Genomic DNA, 18,209 nt, shown 5'->3' with positions numbered 1-18,209 from the left:
GGCATGACGGCACAGCCTTCGGAGTACCACCGGCGTGTGGCAGCGCAGAAGCGGACGTCCATCATCGAGGCGGCCACGAAGCTGTTCCTCGACTCCGGCTACGACGGCACCTCGCTGGCCCGCATCGCCGAGGCGGCCGGGGTGTCGAGGGCGACTCTGTTCAAGCAGTTCGCCACCAAGGCGGCCCTGTTCGAGGCGATCGTCACCGAGTACTGGAAGGTCGACGAGGAGGAGGCGCCCCTCCCCGAGCCGGGGAACCTCCGCGCGGGGCTCGAAACCATCGGACGCCGCTATGTGGCGCTGCTCACCCAGCCCGGCATGGCCGCCCTCTTCCGCATCGTCATCGCCGAGGTGCCGCGCTTCCCTGAGCTCGGCGAGACCCAGTTCAAGCTCGGCAAGATGCCCTACTTCGAGTCGGTCCGCCGCTACCTGGCGGCGGAGAACGCCGCCGGTACGGCCCTGCTCGACGATGCGGAGATGGCGGCGACCCAATTCCTCGGGATGATCTCCACCTACGTGTTCTGGCCGCGGATGCTGCTCGCACGCTGGGAGCCCGACGACTCCGCCCTCACCAACGCGGTCGACCAGGCGGTGCTGACCATGCTCGCCCGATACGGCGCGCCGGGGCCCCGCGGCGCCTGAGACACCAGGTGCCCCACCGAGGCCACAGGCCGATCGCTGGACAGCCCTCAGTTGACGAAGAAGACGTACGCCGTGATGTGCAAGTGCGTCGGCCACGCGACCTCGCCCCGCAGGATCACGGTGTGGGAGTCCGTCGGCACGACGTTGTGGACGGTCAGGACCGCCTCCCCGAGGTGCGGGGTGGCCTGCTCGTCGAGTTCGGTGAGGGACGCGAAGACGTAGGAGGAGCGGGTCAGTCCCTGCTGCACGTTCATGTGCGCGACGAACATTCCCTGGGCGCGGAAGGAAAAGGCGGCCCACCCCTGGGCGGGGGCTGCCGCGTCCCGCCGCGGAGCGGCTGCCATCGGCTCGATCAGGCCCTCCATGTCCTCACCCATGAGGTCAGCCTTTCTGACGGAACCCCCGGCGGGATGTCCATCGTGCGGACGTCCGAGCCACGGGCTCAAGCGCTGGTCGGCCGTACGGGTGAGGTCCGCCGGGGGCGCGGGCGCGCTCAGGCCGTGTACTGGTACGCGGGGTAGGTCAGGTAACCCGCGTCGCCGCCCTGGTAGTACGTCGCCTCGTCGACGGGGGCGAGCGGGAGCCCGGCGCGCAGGCGCTCGACGAGGTCGGGGTTGGCGATGAAGGCGCGGCCGAAGCCGATGAGGTCGGCGCCGAGGCCGAGCCAGCGGTCGGCGGCGGCCCGGTCGGTCTGCTTCGGGCCCATGGGGAACACCGGGTTCATGATGAGGGTGCCGGGCCACGCGCGGCGCAGGGGCAGCAGGACCTCATCGCCCATGGTGGCTTCGAGGTGGATGTACGCCACCCCGAGGCGGGCCAGCTCGCGGAGCAACTCCGCGTAGAGCGCGGGCGTGTCCGTCTCCTCGACGCCCCAGAACGCCCCGCCGGGCGAGAGGCGGATGCCGGTCCGCTCCGCGCCGACGGCCTCGACGGCCGCGGTCGTCGCCTCGACGGCGAAGCGGATGCGGTTGGTCACCGAGCCGCCGTAGCGGTCCGTGCGCAGGTTGGCGTTCGAGGACAGGAACTGCGAGATCAGGTAGCCGTTGGCGCCGTGCAGTTCGACGCCGTCGAAGCCGGCCTCGACGGCGCGGCGGGCGGCGTCTCCGAACGACTCGGCGTGCTCGGGGACTTCAGCCGTCTCCAGGGCGCGCGGCATCGGGGCGGGCTTGGGCCCGGCCGGGGTGAACACGTCCCCTACGGCCGCGACGGCCGAAGGACCGACGGGCCGCATCCCGGTCGTGTCGGGGTGGGAGACCCGCCCGCCGTGCATGAGCTGGGCGAAGATCCGGCCGCCGTTGGTGTGCACGGCGCCGGTCACCTGGCGCCACGACTCGGTCTGCTCGTCGGTGTGCAGGCCCGGCGTCCCCGGGTTGGACTGCCCGATCAGGCTGGGCTGCACCCCCTCGCTCACGATCAGGCCGGCCGACGCCCGCTGGGCGTAGTACGCGGCCATCGAGGGGGTGGCCAGGCCGCCGGCCGCGGCCCTGACCCGCGTCATCGGTGCCATCACCACGCGGTTGGGCAGGGCCAGTTCGCCGAGCCGGAAGCTGTCGAAGAGGGTCGTCATGTCTGGACTCCGTCGTGAGGGGCGTGCGGGGAGGCGCCCGGCTCCCGGGCACCACCGGAACGCTAAAACCTGACATCGACGTGAGATGCAAGCCGGTGTGGCGCACGTCACGACGGGCGGGTGTGGCCGTGGCTCCGGAGCCGTGGCGCGCCGGTGGGCGCGCTGGGCCAACGGGCTTCGGTGCACGGCCGGTTGGCGCCCCCGGCGGCGGGTACCCGGAGAGGTCCTGGCGGGCGTTCGAGCGAACGCGCGCGGGGAGACGGCGAGGGAGAGGGAGCGGGAGGAAGACCCATGCGGAAGCGGGGCGAGGCGCCCGGCGGCGACATCGACTGGGAGGGCGAGAGACGCCGGATCGACAGTTTGTGGACGACCACGGCCCTGCTGCTCGCGGAAGGGGCGGTGCTGATCGCGGTCGGCGCGTTCGTGTTCGAGCCGTTGCCCCTGCTGATCGCCGCCGGCGTGTGGGTGCTGATCACGGCGGTGGTGATGGCCGTCGTGCGCCGCACGCGCCGTCGCGTGGCGGCGGACATCGGTGTGTCGGAGCGGTACGTGGGCGTGGTGGGCCGCCGCATCAGGAGGGAACGCGTGCCGGACGACCCGGTCGCCCGGCACGCCATGAGCCGCCTGCTGGAGCGGCAGCGTCGCCAGCTGTCCGGGCGGCGTTGGCTGTGGCCCGTGCTCGCGGTGCTCTACGGCTCCCTCGCCGTGGCGCAGGGGCTCGGCGGCGGCTGGGGTGCGGCGGTGATGTGGGGCCTGGCCGCCGTGCTCGCGTGCGCGGCGTCCGGCATGCTGCGCACGCAGCGGGCCAGGCTCGATCGCGTGGAGCGCCGGCTGCGGCAGGCGGAAGCGCCCGCGGCGGCGGCCACGGAGGAGCCGGAGCCGGAGCGGGAGGGCGCGTGGCGCCCCGCCGGGCGGGTCCCGACGGGGCGCGGGCGGAGAGGGAACGACCAGGCCGAGCGGTGACCGGCGCGCGCCCCGGACGAACGCGAGCCGGCGTGCCCCGGACGAACGCGATCCGGCGCGCGCCCGGGACGAACGCGATCCGGCGCGCCGAGGCGGGCCGCTCACGCCGGGCGGCGGATCTCCACGGTCCTGAACCTGGGCGTGATGAAGGCGCCGTCGACCAGCGCGGCGTTGGCGGCCGGGTTGCCGCCCGAACCGTGGAAGTCGGAGAACGCGGCGGTCTGGTTGACGTAGACGCCGCCGGTCAGGTTGAGCGACAGCTGCGCGCACTCGTCGAGGCAGGCGTCCGTCAGCTCGCGCGCGACCCGTTCCGACGTGGTGTGGCCGAGCACGGTGAGCGCGCCGCGTTCGCGCACCGTGCGGCGCAGCAGCGCGACGGCCGCGTCCGTGGAGTCCACGGCCACGGCGAAGGAGACCGGCCCGAAGCACTCGGCCATGAAGGCGCCTTCGGCGTCGGGGTCCGCCGCGTCGACGGCCACGATCAGCGGGGTGCGCACGGTCGCGTCCGGGTGCTCGGGGTGCCGCACCGCGCGGGAGGCGAGCGCGACCCGGCCGGCCCGTTCCGCCCCGGTCATCCGGTCGAGCACCTGCGGGCCCACCAGGGCGCCGAGCAGCCCGGCGGCCCGCGCGTCGTCGGCGAGCAGCCCGGACACCGCCGCCGCGAGGTCCGCGACGACCTCGTCGTACGACTTGGGCCCGGCGTCGGTGGCGATGCCGGCGCGCGGGATCAGCACGTTCTGCGGCGTGGTGCACATCTGGCCGCTGTAGAGGGACAGGGAGAACGCCAGGTTCGCCAGCATGCCGCGGTAGTCGTCGGTGGAGTCGAGGACCACCGTGTTGACCCCGGCCTTCTCGGTGAACACCTGCGCCTGGCGGGCGTTCTCCTCCAGCCAGTCCCCGAACGCCGTCGAGCCGGTGTAGTCGATGATCCTGATCTCGTCGCGCAGCGCGAGCGTCCTGGCGATGCCCTCGCCGTCGCGTTCGGCCGCGAGCGCGACCAGGTTCGGGTCGAACCCGGCGTCGGCCAGCGTCTCGCGCGCGACGTGCACGGCGAGCGCGAGCGGCAGCACGGCCCGCGGGTGCGGCTTGACGAGGACCGGGTTGCCGGTGGCGAGCGAGGCGAACAGGCCGGGGAACCCGTTCCACGTGGGGAAGGTGTTGCAGCCGATGACCAGCGCGATGCCGCGCGGCACCGGCACGAACTCCTTGACCAGCGCCAGCGGATCGCGCTTGCCCTGCGGCTTGGTCCACGCCGCGCGCTCCGGCGTGCGCGTCTGCTCGGCGAACGCGTAGGCCACCGCTTCGAGCCCGCGGTCCTGCGCGTGCGGGCCGCCCGCCTGGAGCGCCATCGGGTACGCCTGCCCCGTGGTGTGCATGACCGCCTGCGCGAACTCCGGGGTGCGCGCGTTGATCCGGGCCAGGATGTCGAGGCACACCAGGGCGCGCCGCTCGGGCCCGGCCGAACGCCACGCGGGGAGCGCCGCCCGCATCGCGGGGAGCAGCACGTTCGGATCGGCGTGCGGATAGCGGACGCCGAGCGGGAAGCCATAGGGTGAGACCTCGCCGCCCACCCAGTCGTCGGTGCCCGGCTGGCCGAGGTCGAACGTGGTGTCGCACAGCGCCCGGAACGCGGCCGAGCCGTCGTCCTGGTAGGCGCGCGGGTGCTCGGGGTGCGGGGACCAGTGAGCCCGGCTGCGGATGGTCTCGACGGCGGTGTCCAGCGTGGCGCGGTGCGAAGGGGCCATGGCACGATACTGCTGCCGAACGAACGGTCGGTGCAAGAGTGCGGCCTGGCACCGCGGCGGCGCGTGCCGGCGGCCGTGCGGCGGCGCGTGCGGTGTGCGCGCCACGGCGTGCGCGGTGTGCGCGCCGAGCCCGGGACGGCGGTCGTCGCGGGGAACGCGCGGGAACGACCCGGGGAACGGAGCGACGCGACATGGCAGGCAGGCGCGAGACCCACACGCCGCAGTCGCTGCTCGAAGTGGCCGTCGCGGTGTTCAACGAACGCGGCTACGACGGCACGTCGATGGAGCATCTGAGCCGGGCCGCGGGCATCTCCAAGTCCTCCATCTACCACCATGTTCCGGGCAAGGAGGACCTGCTGCGGCGCGCCGTTGACCACGCGCTCGACGGCCTGTTCGCCGTGCTCGACGAGCCCGCCGCGCGGACCGGCCGACCCGTCGACCGGCTCGAACACGTCGTGCGCCGCACCACCGAGGTCCTCATGGAGCGGCTGCCCTACGTCACGCTGCTGCTGCGGGTGCGCGGCAACACCGAGACGGAGCGCAGGGCGCTGCGCCGCCGCCGCGAGTTCGACCACCGGGTGGCCGAGCTGCTGCGGCGGGCGGCGGCCGACGGCGACCTGCGGCCGGAACCCGACGCGCGGCTGGCGACGCGGTTGCTGTTCGGGATGATCAACTCGGTCGTCGAGTGGTACCGGCCGCAGCGCGGCGGGCCGCGCGTCGCGGCCGAGGTCGTCGAGGCGGTCGTGGCCGTGGCGTTCACGGGGCTGCGGGCGGCGCCCCGGGCCGCGGGCGCGGGCGGGGCGGTCTCCGGCGAGGCGGGTGCGGGCGGCGCGGGTGCGGGCGAGGCCGATCCGGGCGGCATGGCTTCGGAGGGCGCGCCTCAACTACGCTGACGCCCGCGGGGGATGACGCACCACAGGCATCACAGGCACCATACGCACCGAACACGCACCGAATCGGGTGGGCCCGGAGCACCGGGCCCGCCCGGCCATCGAGCAGGACCGACGACTCAGCAGGCCGAACGTGCGCGGCGGGTGCCCCGCGGCGCACGCGTGCCCGTCCACCGACCCTGGAAGTCCATGCATCCCCACGCGCAGCCCCACCGCCCCGCCGCCGCACCGGCCTGGCGAGTGCCCGACTGGCAGGAGGCGGAGGACTTCGTCCGCCTGTTCCACACAGAACAGCCCGAGCAGCCGGTGCCGTTCGGCACGCGGCTGCGCCAGATACGCGAAAGCCTCGACCACACGGGCACCTACCGGCACACGCCCGCCGAGCTTGAGTTCGGCGCGCGGGTCGCGTGGCGCAACGCGAGCCGCTGCATCGGCCGCCTGTACTGGAAAAGCCTGCGCGTCCTCGACCGGCGCGCCGCGCTGACCGGCGCCGAGATACACGGACACCTCCTCGACCACCTGCGTCTCGCCACCAACGAGGGCCGCATCCGCCCGCTGATCTCGGTGTTCGCCCCGGCCACCCCGCACCGACCCGCGCCCCGGGTGTGGAACGCGCAGCTCATCCGCTACGCCGGTTACCGCGCGGCCGACGGCAGCCCGGTGGGCGACCAGGCGCACACCGCGTTCACCGATGTCGTACGGCGCATGGGCTGGCAGGCGCCGGGCGGCTGGTTCGACGTGCTGCCGCTGGTCGTCCAGACGCACGGCGACAAGCCGCAACTGTTCGACGTGCCACGGGACCTGGTGCTCGAAGTGCCCATCGAGCACCCCGAGGACCCGCGATTCGCCGCACTCGGCCTGCGCTGGCACGCGCTGCCCGCCATCTCCAACATGCGGCTGTCGATCGGCGGCATCGACTACCCCCTGGCCCCGTTCAACGGCTGGTACATGGGCACCGAGATCGGGGCGCGGAACCTGGTCGACCCCGACCGCTACAACCTGCTGCCCGTCGTCGCCGGGCTGCTCGGGCTCGACACCTCGCGCGAGACCACCCTGTGGCGCGACCGCGCGCTGGTCGAACTCAACCTCGCCGTCCTGCACTCGTTCGAGCGCGCCGGCGTGAAGATCAGCGACCACCACACCGAGTCCCACCGCTTCCTCACCCACCTCGCGCGCGAGGAGGCGCAGGGGCGCGTGGTGCCCGCCGACTGGTCGTGGATCGTGCCGCCCGTCTCCGGCGGCCTGACCCCCGTGTACCACCGGTACTACGACGAGGCGGACCTGCGGCCGAACTTCTACCTCGACGACGAGGCCCGCGCGCTCGCCGAAGGCCGCTGCCCGGTGGCCCACTGAGCGCTCGCGGTGGTGAGCGCGCGGCACCGGCCGCGCCCGCGGTGGGCGCGCGGCACTCGCCCTCCGGCGGTGCGGTCGCGTCGCGGGCGCGGCCCGGCCGCGGCCTCAGCGGTGGGCCGGCGGGCGGCCGGGCAGCAGGTCCTGTTCCTCGAACACCAGCAGCGTCCGGGTGCTCAGCACCTCGGGCATCGCCTGGATGCGGGTGAGCACCAGCTCGCGCAACGCCCGGTTGTCCGCCGTGTGGACGAGCAGCAGCACGTCGAAGTCGCCGCTGACCAGGGCGATGTGCGCGGCGCCCGGCAGGGCCTGGAGCTTGGCGCGCACCGAACGCCAGCTGTCCTGCACGATCTTCAACGTGATGTACGCGGAGGCCGCCTGGCCCGCCCGCTCGTGGTCGACGCGGACCGAGAAGCCGCGTATCACCCCGTCCTCGATGAGGCGGTTGATGCGCGCGTAGGCGTTCGCCCGCGAGATGTGCACCTGCTCGGCGACCGAACGCACCGACGCGCGCCCGTCGGCGCGCAGCAGCCGCAGGATCGCCGCGTCGATCGGGTCGAGGGGACGGGCGGGGGGCGCCGAGTCCACGGCCGCTGCGTCGTGGCTGGGCAACTGGTCGTCAGGCATGCGTTTCCGGCTCCCTCCCTGGACGTCCTGCCCCCATACCACGTCATACCGGGCCAGGTGTCCACAGGGCCTCCCGGCCGGTAGCCAAGCTGCCTTCTCAACCGAACAATCGGTAGGGAGGGTAGCGCGCCGCGAGGAGGTGCCCGCCATGACCGTCTCCGACCTGACCGTCGCACAACCGCCGACACCGTCGCCGGACGAGGAACCGTTCCGGCTGCTCGGCACCACGCCCCCAGACCCCGGCCTGTGGCCGCGGCTGTACCGCGCACTGGTGCGCGGCCGGCGGTTCAACACGCAGGCCACCGCGCTCACCCGGCAGGGCAGGCTGGCCGTCTACCCGTCGTCGACCGGGCAGGAGGCGTGCCAGGTGGCCGCGGGGCTCGCGCTCGGCCCGCGCGACTGGCTGTTCCCCAGCTACCGCGACACGCTGGCCGCCGTCACCCGCGGGCTCGACCCGGTGGCCGTGCTCGGCCTGCTGCGCGGCGACTGGCACACCGGGTACGACCCGCGCGCCGCCCGCGTCGCGCCGCTGTGCACCCCGCTGGCCACCCAACTCCCGCACGCCGTCGGCCTGGCGCACGCCGCTCGGCTGCGCGGCGACGACGTCGCCGTGCTCGGCCTCGTCGGCGACGGCGGCACATCGGAGGGCGACTTCCACGAGGCGCTGAACTTCGCCGCCGTCTGGCGCGCCCCCGTCGTCTTCCTCGTGCAGAACAACGGCTGGGCCATCTCCGTCCCGCTGGCCAAGCAGACCGCGGCCCCCAGCATCGCGCACAAGGCCGTGGGGTACGGAATGCCGGGCCGGCTCGTGGACGGCAACGACGCGCCCGCCGTGCACCACGTGCTGACCGAGGCGCTGCGCCGGGCGCGTTCCGGTGGCGGCCCGACGCTCGTCGAGGCGCTGACCTACCGCATCGACGCGCACACCAACGCCGACGACGCGACCCGCTACCGCGACGAGGCCGAAGTCGCCGCCTGGCGCGCCCGCGACCCGCTGGCCCGGCTCGAACAGGAGCTGCGGCGGCACGGGTTGCTCACCGACGCGGCCGAGGCGGAGGCGCGCGCGGACGCGGAACGGCTCGCCGCCACGCTGCGCGAGGCGCTGGGCAGGGACCCGGAACTCGCGCCCGGCGACCTGTTCGCCCACGTCTACGCCGCGCCGACGCCGCACCTGCGCGAGCAGGCGGCCGCGTTCGCCGCAGGAACGGGCGTCGCCGGGACGTCTGCCGCAGGAACGGGCGTCACGGGGACGGGGCACGGTCGTGCGGGCGCGGGAGCCGGGTCGTGACCGCGCCCGCCGCCTTCTCGATGGCGCGGGCCCTGAACCGCGCGCTGCGCGACGCGCTCGCCGACGACCCGGACGTGCACCTGCTCGGTGAGGACATCGGCGCGCTCGGCGGGGTGTTCCGCGTCACCGACGGGCTGACCGCCGAGTTCGGCGAGGACCGCTGCACCGACACACCGCTCGCCGAGGCGGGCATCCTCGGCACGGCGACCGGGATGGCGATGTACGGGCTGCGGCCGGTGGTGGAGATGCAGTTCGACGCGTTCGCCTACCCGGCGTTCGAGCAACTGGTCTCGCACGTCTCCCGGATGCGCAACCGCACCCGGGGCGCGCTGCCGCTGCCGCTGACCGTGCGCGTTCCCTACGGCGGCGGCATCGGGGGCGTGGAGCACCACAGCGACTCGTCCGAGACGTACTACATGGCCACGCCGGGCCTGCACGTCGTGACCCCGGCGACCGTCGCGGACGCCTACGGGCTGCTGCGGCAGGCCATCGCGTCCGACGACCCGGTGATCTTCCTCGAACCCAAGCGCCTCTACTGGTCCAAGGGCGAACTGGCCCCCGGCGGCGGCGCGGTGGAGCCGTTCGGACGGGCCGTGGTCCGCCGCGCGGGCGCGGACGCCACCCTCATCACCTACGGACCTGCCCTGCCGGTGTGCCTTGAGGCGGCGGAGGCGGCCCGTGCGCGCGGCCTCGACGTGGGCGTGCTCGACCTGCGCACCCTCGTGCCGTTCGACGACGAGACGGTCTGCGCCGAGGTGCGCCGCACCGGGCGAGCGGTGGTGGTGCACGAGGCCGCCGGGTTCGCCGGTCCCGGGGCCGAAATCGCCGCCCGGGTCTCGGAACGCTGCTTCCACCACCTGCGCGCGCCCGTGCTGCGCGTCACCGGCCTCGACATCCCGTATCCGCCGCCGCTGCTCGAACACCACCACCTGCCCGACGCGGCCCGCGTCCTCGACGCGGTCGCCCGCCTCCAGTGGGACCTCGTATGACGACCACGCGGAACACACCCGCCGAGTCCGCCGAGTCCGCCGACGCCGCCGCCGGGCGGGGGGCGGCGGTGCGCGAGTTCCGGCTGCCCGACCTGGGCGAGGGCCTGACCGGGGCCGAGATCACGCGCTGGCTCGTGGACGTCGGCGACCGCGTGGAGATCGACCAGCCCGTCGTCGAGGTGGAGACGGCCAAGGCCCAGGTCGAGGTCCCGTGCCCGTACGCGGGCACCGTCACCGAACGCTTCGGCGCCACCGGCGCGGAAGTCCCCGTCGGCAGCCCGCTGATCCGGGTGGCCGCCGACGCCGAGCCCGGCCGGGACCCCGTCCTGGTCGGCTACGGACCCCGGCCCCCGGCTCCTTCCCCCACCGCCGCGGACCAGGTCGCCCCCGCGCGCGAGGAGCCGGGGGGCGGTCCGCTTGCCGGGGAGGGCCGCGAACGGCCGGTGGCCGTCGCCTCGCCGCTGCTGCGCCGCCTGGCCCGCGACCGGGGCATCGACCTGCGGCGGGTGACCGGCTCGGGACCCGGCGGGCTCATCGTGCGGGGAGACCTTGAAAAAGCAGCAGAGGAAGCGGCAGAAAAAGCAGCAGGGAATGCGGCAGAGCAGGCAGCGGAAAAGGCTTCCCCGAAGGCCGCGGAACGAGCCGCGGAGCAGGCCGCGGGCGGGGGCGCGGAACGGGCCGCCGCTGGCGACCCCGCCGGGGCGGCCGGGGCGCCCGCCGCGGGCGTGCGGACCCCGCTGCGCGGCGTGCACGCGGCGATGGCGGAACGCGTCGCCCTCGCCCAGCGCGTCCCGGCCGCGACCTGCTGGCTGGACGCCGACGCCACCGAGCTGCTCGCGGCCAAGCGGCGCACGGAACTTCCACTGCTCGCGCTGCTCGCCCGCATCTGCGTGGCCGCCCTCGCGCGCCACCCCGGGCTGAACGCCACCTTCGACCCCGAGGGACCGGCCGTCGTACGGCACCCGTCGGTGCACCTGGGCATCGCCGTGCAGACCGACCGCGGGCTGCTCGTGCCCGTGGTCCACGACGCCCACACGCTCGGCACCGGCGCACTCGCGGCCGAACTCGCCCGCGTCACCGAGCAGGCCCGCGCCGGGACGCTGCCACCCGCCGCGCTCGGCGGATCGACCTTCACCCTCAACAACTACGGCCCGCTCGGCGTCGACGGCTCCACGCCGCTGCTCAACCACCCCGAGGCGGCCATGCTCGGCGTCGGCCGCATCGTGCGCAAACCCTGGGAGCACCGGGGCCGGCTCGCGCTGCGCCACGTCGTGCAGCTCTCCCTCACCTTCGACCACCGCGTCTGCGACGGCGGCACCGCCGCCGGGTGCCTGCGCGAGGCCGCCGCCCTCGTCGAGGAGCCGCTGCTCCTGCTGCGCGAGGTCTGACGGGGGGCGAGTACCGTTCCGGCATGGCTTCCTACGATGCCGTGGTACTCGCCGGCGGCGCGGCCCGCCGCCTCGGCGGGGCGGACAAACCGGCCGTCCGGGTCGGCGCCCGCTCCCTGCTCGACCGCGTGCTCGCCGCCTGCCCCGACGCCGCCGCCACCGTCGTCGTCGGGCCGCGCCGCCCCACCGCGCGACCCGTCGTGTGGGCGCGCGAGGACCCGCCGGGCGGGGGGCCGCTCGCGGCCCTGCACGCCGGACTTCGGCACACGCGGCACCCGCTGGTCGCGGTGTTCGCCGCCGACCTGCCGTTCCTGACCACCGGAACCGTCCACCGCCTGCTCGCCGTGCCCGAGGGTGCCGACGGCGCGTTGCTGCACGACGCCGAGGGCCAGGACCAGCCCCTCACCGCTGTCTACAGGGCCGAGCCGCTGCGCCGTGAACTGGCGCTGCTGGCATCCGAGTTCGGAACGCTCGCCGGGCTGCCGCTCAAGCTCCTGCTGTCCGGCCTCACTCTCGGCCGCCTGCCCTCGCCCGGCGATCTGGACTGCGACACCTGGGCGGACATCGCCACGGCGCGCGCCAGGATCAGGGACGATGGGAACGTGCTCGACGAATGGATCGCCGCGGTCAAGACCGAACTCGGCATCGACCCCGATGTGGACACCACCGCGCTGCTCGACGCCGCCAGGGACGCCGCACACGGCGTGGCCCGCCCGGCGGCCCCGCTGACCACGTTCCTCATCGGGTACGCGGCGGCCCTGCACGGGATGTCGCCCGTCGAGGCGGCACGCAAGGTCACCGCGCTCGCCGGAACCTGGCAGCAGGAGCAGCAGGAGGAGCCAGGGAGATGACCGACGAGTTCGACGACGCGCTCGCCCTCGCCAACGGCCCGGCCGCTGCCGCCGCCCGAGGCGCCGGACGCCGCGGCGTCGCGCGGCCGAGAACGGCCGCTTCCCCCACCCCCGCGCCCGCCGACCCGCTGGCCGCCGTCCAGGACGAGGCGCCCGCCGGGCAGGTCAGGCCCGCCTGGGAGAGCGCCAGGGCGACGGCCTACCGCGCGGTGCGCCCGCTGCCGCCGCGCCGGCTGCCCCTCGACCTCGCCCTCGGGCACACCCTCGCCGCGCCGCTGGCCGCCCTGACCGACCTCCCCGCGTTCGACACCTCCGCCATGGACGGCTGGGCGGTCGCGGGCCCCGGGCCCTGGCGGCTGACCGCGGAGGGGCCCGGCCTGCTGGCCGGCTCGCCCGGCACCGCGCCGCTCACCGACGGCGAGGCGGTGCCCATCGCCACCGGCGCCCGCGTGCCCGAGGGCGCCACCGCGGTGCTGCGAGCCGAGCGGGGGGACGTGGCGCACGGCCGCCTGCACGGCGCCAGCCCGCAGCCTGGCTCCGACATCCGCCCGCGCGGCCAGGAGTGCCGCAGCGGCACGGAGCTGCTGCCGGCCCGCGCCACTCTCACGCCCGCCGCGCTCGGCCTCGCCGCCGCGGCCGGCTACGACCAACTGGCCGTCCGGCCGCGCCCGCGCGCCGAAGTGCTCGTCCTCGGCGACGAACTCCTGTTCCGCGGGCTGCCGCACGACGGCCGCATCAGGGATGCCCTGGGCCCGATGACCGGCCCCTGGCTGACCGCGCTCGGCGCCCAGGTGATGGTGACCCGCAGGCTCGGCGACGACGCCGAGGCCCTGCACGAGGCGATGAGCACCAGCCGCGCCGATGTCATCGTCACCACCGGGTCGACCGCCGCCGGCCCCATGGACCACCTGCGCGCCGTCCTGTCCCGCCTCGGCGCGCACCTCCTCGTGAGCGGCGTCGCCGTCCGCCCAGGACACCCCATGCTGCTCGCCGAACTGCCGGGCGGCACCCCGCTGGTCGGCCTCCCCGGCAACCCGCTCGCCGCCGTCTCCGGCCTGCTGACCCTGGCCGAACCGCTGCTGCGCGCGCTCGCCGACCGCCCGTCCGCCCCGCAGCGGCACGCGCGGCTGGCCGACGACGTCCGCGGCCACCCAGAGGACACCCGCCTCGTCCCCGTCGAGCTGCCCGAGCCGGGCGTGGCCATGCCGCTCGCCTACGCGGGCCCGGCGATGCTGCGCGGCATCGCCGCCGCCGCCGCGCTCGCGGTGATCCCGCCGGGCGGCGCCCGGGCCGGGGACCGGGCCCGCCTCCTCGACCTGCCGGCGACATGAGACTGCCCACCCCCGGGGGGCGCAGGGACGAGGACGACGACGACAGCAGTCACGCGCTCGGCGTCAACCTGCCGCGCGGCGTGGCGGGGCCGCTGGTCCAGGTCATCCGCCGGCTGTGCATGGCCCTGGTCGTGCTGCTCACGGCCGTCGTCCTGGTCTGGGCCGATCGCGGCGGCTACACCGACAACCATGACGGCCACGTCGGGTTCATCGACGTGCTCTACTACGTCACCGTCTCCCTGTCGACCACGGGCTACGGCGATGTCGTCCCGGCGTCCGACGGCGCCAGACTCATCACCACCTTCCTGATCACACCGCTCCGTGTGCTGTTCCTGATCATCCTGGTCGGCACCACACTCGAAGTGCTGACCGAGCGCACCCGCGACCAGTGGCGGCTGGCTCACTGGAGGAAGACCTTGCGCGACCACACCGTCATCGTCGGCTTCGGCACCAAGGGCAGGTCCGCGGCGGAAACGCTGATGAGCGCCGGCCTCGGCCAGGACCGCATCGTCGTCGTCGACCCGAACGCCGCCGTCGTCGAACAGGCCAACGCCGAGGGCTATGCCGGCGTCGTCGGCGACGCGACCCGCAGCAGTGTGCTGACCCGGGCCCGAGTGGGCCGCGCCCGGCAGGTCGTCATCGCCACCCAGCGCGACGACACCGCCGTGCTCGTGGCGCTGACGGTCAAGCAGCTGAGCGCGTCGGTGCGCATCGTCGCCTCGGTGCGCGAGGAGGAGAACGTGCCGCTGCTGAAGCAGTCCGGCGCGGACTCCGTCATCACGAGCGCGAGCGCCGTCGGCCGGCTTCTCGGGCTGTCGATGATCAGTCCCAACTCGGGCGCGGTGATGGACGACCTGATCCAGCACGGCCAGGGCCTGAGCCTGCGCGAACGCCCGGTCACCAAGGCGGAGGCCGGGCGCTCCCCGCGTGAGTGCGAGGACTTGGTCGTCGCCGTGATACGGGGTCACCGCCGCATCGGCTTCGACGAACCCGAGGCGCAGCGGCTTGAGCTGACCGACCGGGTCGTGGTCATCCACCGGGTCAGGCCGGACGAGAGCAAGGCCATCGAGGAGAAGCGCGACAAGGAACGCGGCCCCGGCTCCTGGCGCATCCCCCGCCGCTGACCCGCCCCCCGCCGACCGCGGCAGGCCGCCGCGCCGCCGCGTGGAGCCAACGGCCGCCACAGCCAGCGCCGCGGCCACCGCCACCGACAACGCCCCCGCCACCGCCGTCAGCACCGCCGGCCCCCGCCACCGGCCGGCGTCCGCCACGACCCGGCCGCCTCCCGGCACCGCACCGGACACCGACCGGCCTGGACCGGACACCGACCGGCCTGGACCGGACACCGACCGGCCTGGACCGGACACCGGCGGGCCCGCTACGCCCGGGCACCGAAGTCCGCCGCGTGATCGCGTGCCCATTGGGCGAACGTCCGCGCCGGGCGCCCGATCGCGTCGGCCGCGGTCGGCAGGTCGGTACCGCCCGCGAGCGGGTCCTGTGCCGGTATCGCGTCGGGGTCGGCAGGCTCGCCCGAGTAGTCCTCGTAACCGAGCAGGAAGTCGGCGTTCTCCGCGGCGAAGCCGCCCTGGGCCAGATACCGCTCGCGCGCCTCCGCCGGAGTGACCTGCTCCAGTGTCACCTCCTCCCCCAGCGCCGCCGCGATCGCCGCCACCTGCGCCCTGCGGGTCAGCAGCTCGGGCCCGTTCAGCACGGGGGCCGTGCCCACGTGCCCGTCGGTCAGCAGGGCCTCGGCGGCCACGTCCGCGATGTCGGCCTCGTGCACGGGGCACCAGGCCACGTCGGGGAACGGCTCGCGCACCACGCGCTCCGCGCGGATCGAAGGCCCCCACAGCCACAGCTTGTTGAGCATGAACTCACCGGGCCGCACGAACGTCCACTCAAGGCCCGCGTCCGCCACCGCGCGCTCCACCGGCAGGTGGAAGTCGGTGTCATGGCCGGCCGCCACCGCGCCCGAGGACAGCACCACCACCCGTCGAACGCGCGCCCGGGCCATCAACTCCGCGACCTCGCGCGCCGTCCCGGGAACAGGAAAGAGGTACACCCGCTCCGTGTCGCGCAGGGCCGGGCCGAGGGAACCGGGGTCGGACAGGTCGCCGCGCACCGTCCCGACCCCGTCGGGCAGCACCGCGGCGGCGGCCACCGGATCACGGGCCAGCGCCCGCACCCGGGCCCCCGCGGCCAGAAGCCGGGCCGTCACCAGGCGCCCCACCTGCCCTGTCGCGCCCGTCACCAGAATCGTCATGGAATTACCGTACGGCATACGGGAATGTAAAATCAAGCCCATGACAGGGGAACGCAGCGGGACCGGGGACCCCACGCGCACGCTCGAACTGCTGTGGCGCGGCGGGCCGCACGGGACGGGCGACCGCCCGGCCCGGGGCCGCAAGCCGCGCATCACGGTGGACGGAATCGTCGCCGCCGCCGTCGCGGTCGCCGACCGGGACGGGATCGCGGCCATGTCGATGCCCCGCGTCGCGGAATCCCTCGGCGTCGGCACCATGTCCCTCTACACGCACGTACCGGGCAAGGCCGAGCTGATCGACCTCATGGTGGACGCGGTCCTCGCCGAACGCGACCTGCCGCGGGCCGGGCGGCCGGGCGGGGCCGACTGGCGTTCGCGCGTGGAGCTGTACGCCGAGCGCACGCTCGCCCTGCACCGGCGCCACCCGTGGCTGCGGCAGGTGTCGCTGGTGCGCCCGCCGCTGGGTCCGGGGCTGCTGGCCCAGGAGGAGTTCCTGATCGCGGCCCTGTCGGGCAGCGGGCTGCCCGCCGCCGAGATCGCCCCCGCGGCGGGCGCCGTCGCCGCCGCGGTGGACTCGGCGGCCGGCGCGGAGGTCGAGTACGCGCACGCGGAACGGGCCGAGGGGCAGTCGGACGACGCCTGGTGGGCGGCCCGCGCCTCCTTCTGGGAGCACCACTTCGACCCCGAGGGCCATCCGGCCATCGCCGCGCTGTGGCAGGCCGGAGGGCTCGACCGGAGCGCCAGGGAAGCGGCGCGCGCGGCCGGCGCGTTCGGGCTCGCCCGCCTCCTCGACGGCATCGAGGCGCGCGCCCGCGCGGCGGCGGAACCGGGCGCGGGCCCGCCGCGGTGACCGGTGTCACGGGTCCCGGCGGTGTGGTGACCGGCGCCGCGACCCCCAGTGATGCGAGTCCCAGCGGTGCGGGCCCCGGCACCGCGAGCCCCGGCGGTGCGGTGGCCGGCGCCCTTCCCGCGGATTACCTGGCCCGGCTGGCCGCCACCGCGGGGACCGGCGAGCCGGTGCTGCTCGCCGACCGGCCGGACGGCACCGTCGTGCGGATCGGGGACGTGGTCGCCAAGGCCCACGCGGCGGACAGCGACGCGGCGGCCCTCGCCGTCCGCGTCGGGGCCGCCGCGCACCCGGCGCTCGCGCACGTCCTGCTGCCGCCCCTGCCGCCCGGCGGGCTGTCCCTGCTGCACGACGGGCGGCCCGCCTCGTTATGGCCGCTCGGCACGCCCGTCGACCCGGCGGCCGTGCCGTGGGAGGCGGCGGGCGCGCTCCTGGCCGCGCTGCACGCCGTGCCGCCGGCAGCGGTCCCGGGACCGCTGCCGCCCGCGGGCGGACCGGCGCGCGCGGCGCGCGCCCTGGCCGACCTGACCGGAACGCCGACGGACCCGGCCTACGCGGCCGTGCGCGAGGCCGCGGCCCGCATTCTGTCGGCGATGCCCGCACCGCGCCCCGTCGCCCTGTGCCACGGCGACTTCCACCTCGGGCAGCTGGTGCGGCGGCGGGGCGCCGAGGGGGCGTGGCGGCTCATCGACGTGGACGACCTGGGTGTCGGTGATCCCGCGTGGGACCTGGCCAGGCCGGCCGCGTGGTTCGCGGCCGGGCTGCTGCCCGCCCAGGACTGGCTGCGCCTGCTGAACGCCTATCAGGCGGCGGCCGGTACCGAGGGCGAGGACCCGTGGCCGGCCCTCGACGCGCCCGCCCGCGTGGCGACGGCCCAGCAGGCGGCCCGGGCGCTGGTGCGCGCGGCGCGGCGCGGCGTCCGCCCGGGGGAGGAGGACGAGGCGCTGTTCGACTCCTGCCTCAGGATCGCGGCGCTGCCGTAGGGTGAGCAAGCCAGCGAATCGACCATGGAGCCGATGATGCAGTGTCCCAAGTGCGGTGCACATATGCAGACGTTCAACCGGAGCGGGGTGCAGATCGAGCAGTGCGGCGGCTGCCGCGGCATCTTCCTCGACTACGGCGAGCTTGAGCACATCAGCCAGCTGGAGGCCAAGTGGACCCCCCAGGCGGCTGCCCCGCCCCCGCCGCCGCAGCAGGCCTACCCGCCGCCGCCCGCTGCCCCGGGTGCCTACCCGCCGCCCGGCGGACCGGCGTGGGGCGCGCCGCAGCACGGCCACCACGGCGGGCACGGCCACCACGGCGGGCACTACCAGCACCGCAGGAAGGGCGGCCTCTCCGGGCTGTTCTTCTCCTCGTGACGCTTCACCCCTCGCGTCCTGGCGGCCGTTCCTCGACTCCGCCGGCGTGCGGCCGGGCCCCGAGGCCGTGAGCCCTCGCTGTTCCCCGCTGCCGTGACCGTTCGATCGGT

Annotated in this window: 17 protein-coding genes and 1 pseudogene; 13 read left to right on the top strand and 5 right to left on the bottom strand. The window is 75.3% G+C overall.

The annotated features are described in order from the left end of the window. Positions 1-3 precede the first annotated feature (3 nt). On the top strand, positions 4-642 hold the full coding sequence (locus LC193_RS14405) for a TetR/AcrR family transcriptional regulator (RefSeq protein WP_226074542.1): 639 nt from the start codon (positions 4-6) through the stop codon (positions 640-642). Positions 643-689: 47 nt separating this feature from the next. On the opposite strand, the gene LC193_RS14400 is transcribed toward LC193_RS14405, so the two are convergent. Further along, positions 690-1,019, bottom strand: a complete 330-nt coding sequence (locus LC193_RS14400) for a hypothetical protein (protein ID WP_226074540.1) — start codon at positions 1,017-1,019, stop codon at positions 690-692. Between the two features lie 116 nt (positions 1,020-1,135). Then, positions 1,136-2,209, bottom strand: a complete 1,074-nt coding sequence (locus LC193_RS14395) for an alkene reductase (protein WP_226074539.1) — start codon at positions 2,207-2,209, stop codon at positions 1,136-1,138. A 291-nt stretch (positions 2,210-2,500) separates the two neighbouring features. Here LC193_RS14395 and LC193_RS14390 point away from each other — a divergent pair, with 291 nt between their 5' ends. Continuing rightward, on the top strand, positions 2,501-3,172 hold the full coding sequence (locus tag LC193_RS14390; protein ID WP_226074538.1) for a hypothetical protein: 672 nt from the start codon (positions 2,501-2,503) through the stop codon (positions 3,170-3,172). 101 nt (positions 3,173-3,273) lie between these two features. On the opposite strand, the gene paaN is transcribed toward LC193_RS14390, so the two are convergent. Then, positions 3,274-4,917 (bottom strand): phenylacetic acid degradation protein PaaN, encoded by a 1,644-nt coding sequence (paaN, locus tag LC193_RS14385; RefSeq protein ID WP_226074537.1) that lies wholly within the window; start codon positions 4,915-4,917, stop codon positions 3,274-3,276. 191 nt (positions 4,918-5,108) lie between these two features. Here paaN and LC193_RS14380 point away from each other — a divergent pair. Together LC193_RS14380 and LC193_RS14375 are read left to right on the top strand one after the other, a co-directional pair. After that, a pseudogene (locus LC193_RS14380) lies at positions 5,109-5,690 on the top strand (TetR/AcrR family transcriptional regulator); the annotation flags it as partial. A gap of 306 nt (positions 5,691-5,996) precedes the next feature. Next, complete coding sequence (locus LC193_RS14375) at positions 5,997-7,160, top strand: nitric oxide synthase oxygenase (protein WP_226074536.1); 1,164 nt, start codon at positions 5,997-5,999, stop codon at positions 7,158-7,160. Positions 7,161-7,265: 105 nt separating this feature from the next. Here LC193_RS14375 and LC193_RS14370 read toward each other — a convergent pair whose 3' ends face one another. Continuing rightward, positions 7,266-7,784, bottom strand: coding sequence for an Lrp/AsnC family transcriptional regulator (locus LC193_RS14370; RefSeq protein ID WP_226074535.1), 519 nt, complete (start codon positions 7,782-7,784; stop codon positions 7,266-7,268). Between the two features lie 148 nt (positions 7,785-7,932). Between LC193_RS14370 and pdhA the strand changes: the two genes are divergently transcribed. Genes pdhA through LC193_RS14340 form a run of 6 tightly spaced genes read left to right on the top strand, consistent with a single transcriptional unit; the run spans position 7,933 to position 14,755 of the window. Then, positions 7,933-9,072 (top strand): pyruvate dehydrogenase (acetyl-transferring) E1 component subunit alpha, encoded by a 1,140-nt coding sequence (gene pdhA, locus LC193_RS14365; RefSeq protein ID WP_226074534.1) that lies wholly within the window; start codon positions 7,933-7,935, stop codon positions 9,070-9,072. Between the two features lie 20 nt (positions 9,073-9,092). Further along, positions 9,093-10,061 carry an alpha-ketoacid dehydrogenase subunit beta gene (locus LC193_RS14360; protein WP_226078607.1) on the top strand — a complete coding sequence of 323 codons (969 nt, stop codon included), beginning with the start codon at positions 9,093-9,095 and terminating at the stop codon, positions 10,059-10,061. Then, entirely contained in the window at positions 10,058-11,449 is a 1,392-nt protein-coding gene (locus tag LC193_RS14355) for a dihydrolipoamide acetyltransferase family protein (RefSeq protein WP_226074532.1), read from the top strand. The genes LC193_RS14360 and LC193_RS14355 overlap by 4 nt, the downstream gene beginning before the upstream one ends. A 23-nt stretch (positions 11,450-11,472) precedes the next feature. Beyond that, positions 11,473-12,300, top strand: a complete 828-nt coding sequence (locus tag LC193_RS14350) for an NTP transferase domain-containing protein (RefSeq protein WP_226074530.1) — start codon at positions 11,473-11,475, stop codon at positions 12,298-12,300. Next, the gene (locus LC193_RS14345) at positions 12,297-13,631 is read left to right on the top strand and encodes a molybdopterin molybdotransferase MoeA (protein WP_226074528.1); all 1,335 of its coding nucleotides are present in this window, start codon (positions 12,297-12,299) and stop codon (positions 13,629-13,631) included. The genes LC193_RS14350 and LC193_RS14345 overlap by 4 nt, the downstream gene beginning before the upstream one ends. Next, positions 13,628-14,755: a potassium channel family protein gene (locus LC193_RS14340; RefSeq protein ID WP_226074526.1), complete on the top strand. Its 1,128-nt coding sequence runs from the start codon at positions 13,628-13,630 to the stop codon at positions 14,753-14,755. Before LC193_RS14345 ends, LC193_RS14340 begins: the two co-directional genes overlap by 4 nt. 254 nt (positions 14,756-15,009) lie before the next feature. Here LC193_RS14340 and LC193_RS14335 read toward each other — a convergent pair whose 3' ends face one another. Then, positions 15,010-15,894, bottom strand: a complete 885-nt coding sequence (locus tag LC193_RS14335; protein WP_226074524.1) for an SDR family oxidoreductase — start codon at positions 15,892-15,894, stop codon at positions 15,010-15,012. A 40-nt stretch (positions 15,895-15,934) separates the two neighbouring features. Between LC193_RS14335 and LC193_RS14330 the strand changes: the two genes are divergently transcribed. From LC193_RS14330 to LC193_RS14320, 3 genes are all read left to right on the top strand, one after another. Further along, positions 15,935-16,744, top strand: a complete 810-nt coding sequence (locus LC193_RS14330) for a TetR/AcrR family transcriptional regulator (RefSeq protein ID WP_226074523.1) — start codon at positions 15,935-15,937, stop codon at positions 16,742-16,744. A gap of 101 nt (positions 16,745-16,845) precedes the next feature. Continuing rightward, on the top strand, positions 16,846-17,724 hold the full coding sequence (locus LC193_RS14325) for a phosphotransferase family protein (RefSeq protein ID WP_226074521.1): 879 nt from the start codon (positions 16,846-16,848) through the stop codon (positions 17,722-17,724). A 33-nt stretch (positions 17,725-17,757) separates the two neighbouring features. After that, positions 17,758-18,099, top strand: a complete 342-nt coding sequence (locus LC193_RS14320; RefSeq protein WP_226074519.1) for a TFIIB-type zinc ribbon-containing protein — start codon at positions 17,758-17,760, stop codon at positions 18,097-18,099. Positions 18,100-18,209: the final 110 nt, after the last annotated feature.

Source organism: Streptomyces marincola (assembly GCF_020410765.1).
GTDB classification, from domain to species: domain Bacteria; phylum Actinomycetota; class Actinomycetes; order Streptomycetales; family Streptomycetaceae; genus Streptomyces; species Streptomyces marincola.
This window is presented reverse-complemented; position numbering and strand designations above follow the sequence as displayed.

What these genes read in the sequence shown, in the direction of transcription:
- LC193_RS14405 (WP_226074542.1), top strand. Translation starts at nt 4, where the DNA reads ATGACGGCACAGCCTTCGGAGTACCACCGGCGTGTGGCAGCGCAGAAG.
- LC193_RS14400 (WP_226074540.1), bottom strand. Translation starts at nt 1,019, where the DNA reads ATGGGTGAGGACATGGAGGGCCTGATCGAGCCGATGGCAGCCGCTCCG.
- LC193_RS14395 (WP_226074539.1), bottom strand. Translation starts at nt 2,209, where the DNA reads ATGACGACCCTCTTCGACAGCTTCCGGCTCGGCGAACTGGCCCTGCCC.
- LC193_RS14390 (WP_226074538.1), top strand. Translation starts at nt 2,501, where the DNA reads ATGCGGAAGCGGGGCGAGGCGCCCGGCGGCGACATCGACTGGGAGGGC.
- paaN (WP_226074537.1), bottom strand. Translation starts at nt 4,917, where the DNA reads ATGGCCCCTTCGCACCGCGCCACGCTGGACACCGCCGTCGAGACCATC.
- LC193_RS14375 (WP_226074536.1), top strand. Translation starts at nt 5,997, where the DNA reads ATGCATCCCCACGCGCAGCCCCACCGCCCCGCCGCCGCACCGGCCTGG.
- LC193_RS14370 (WP_226074535.1), bottom strand. Translation starts at nt 7,784, where the DNA reads ATGCCTGACGACCAGTTGCCCAGCCACGACGCAGCGGCCGTGGACTCG.
- pdhA (WP_226074534.1), top strand. Translation starts at nt 7,933, where the DNA reads ATGACCGTCTCCGACCTGACCGTCGCACAACCGCCGACACCGTCGCCG.
- LC193_RS14360 (WP_226078607.1), top strand. Translation starts at nt 9,093, where the DNA reads ATGGCGCGGGCCCTGAACCGCGCGCTGCGCGACGCGCTCGCCGACGAC.
- LC193_RS14355 (WP_226074532.1), top strand. Translation starts at nt 10,058, where the DNA reads ATGACGACCACGCGGAACACACCCGCCGAGTCCGCCGAGTCCGCCGAC.
- LC193_RS14350 (WP_226074530.1), top strand. Translation starts at nt 11,473, where the DNA reads ATGGCTTCCTACGATGCCGTGGTACTCGCCGGCGGCGCGGCCCGCCGC.
- LC193_RS14345 (WP_226074528.1), top strand. Translation starts at nt 12,297, where the DNA reads ATGACCGACGAGTTCGACGACGCGCTCGCCCTCGCCAACGGCCCGGCC.
- LC193_RS14340 (WP_226074526.1), top strand. Translation starts at nt 13,628, where the DNA reads ATGAGACTGCCCACCCCCGGGGGGCGCAGGGACGAGGACGACGACGAC.
- LC193_RS14335 (WP_226074524.1), bottom strand. Translation starts at nt 15,894, where the DNA reads ATGACGATTCTGGTGACGGGCGCGACAGGGCAGGTGGGGCGCCTGGTG.
- LC193_RS14330 (WP_226074523.1), top strand. Translation starts at nt 15,935, where the DNA reads ATGACAGGGGAACGCAGCGGGACCGGGGACCCCACGCGCACGCTCGAA.
- LC193_RS14320 (WP_226074519.1), top strand. Translation starts at nt 17,758, where the DNA reads ATGATGCAGTGTCCCAAGTGCGGTGCACATATGCAGACGTTCAACCGG.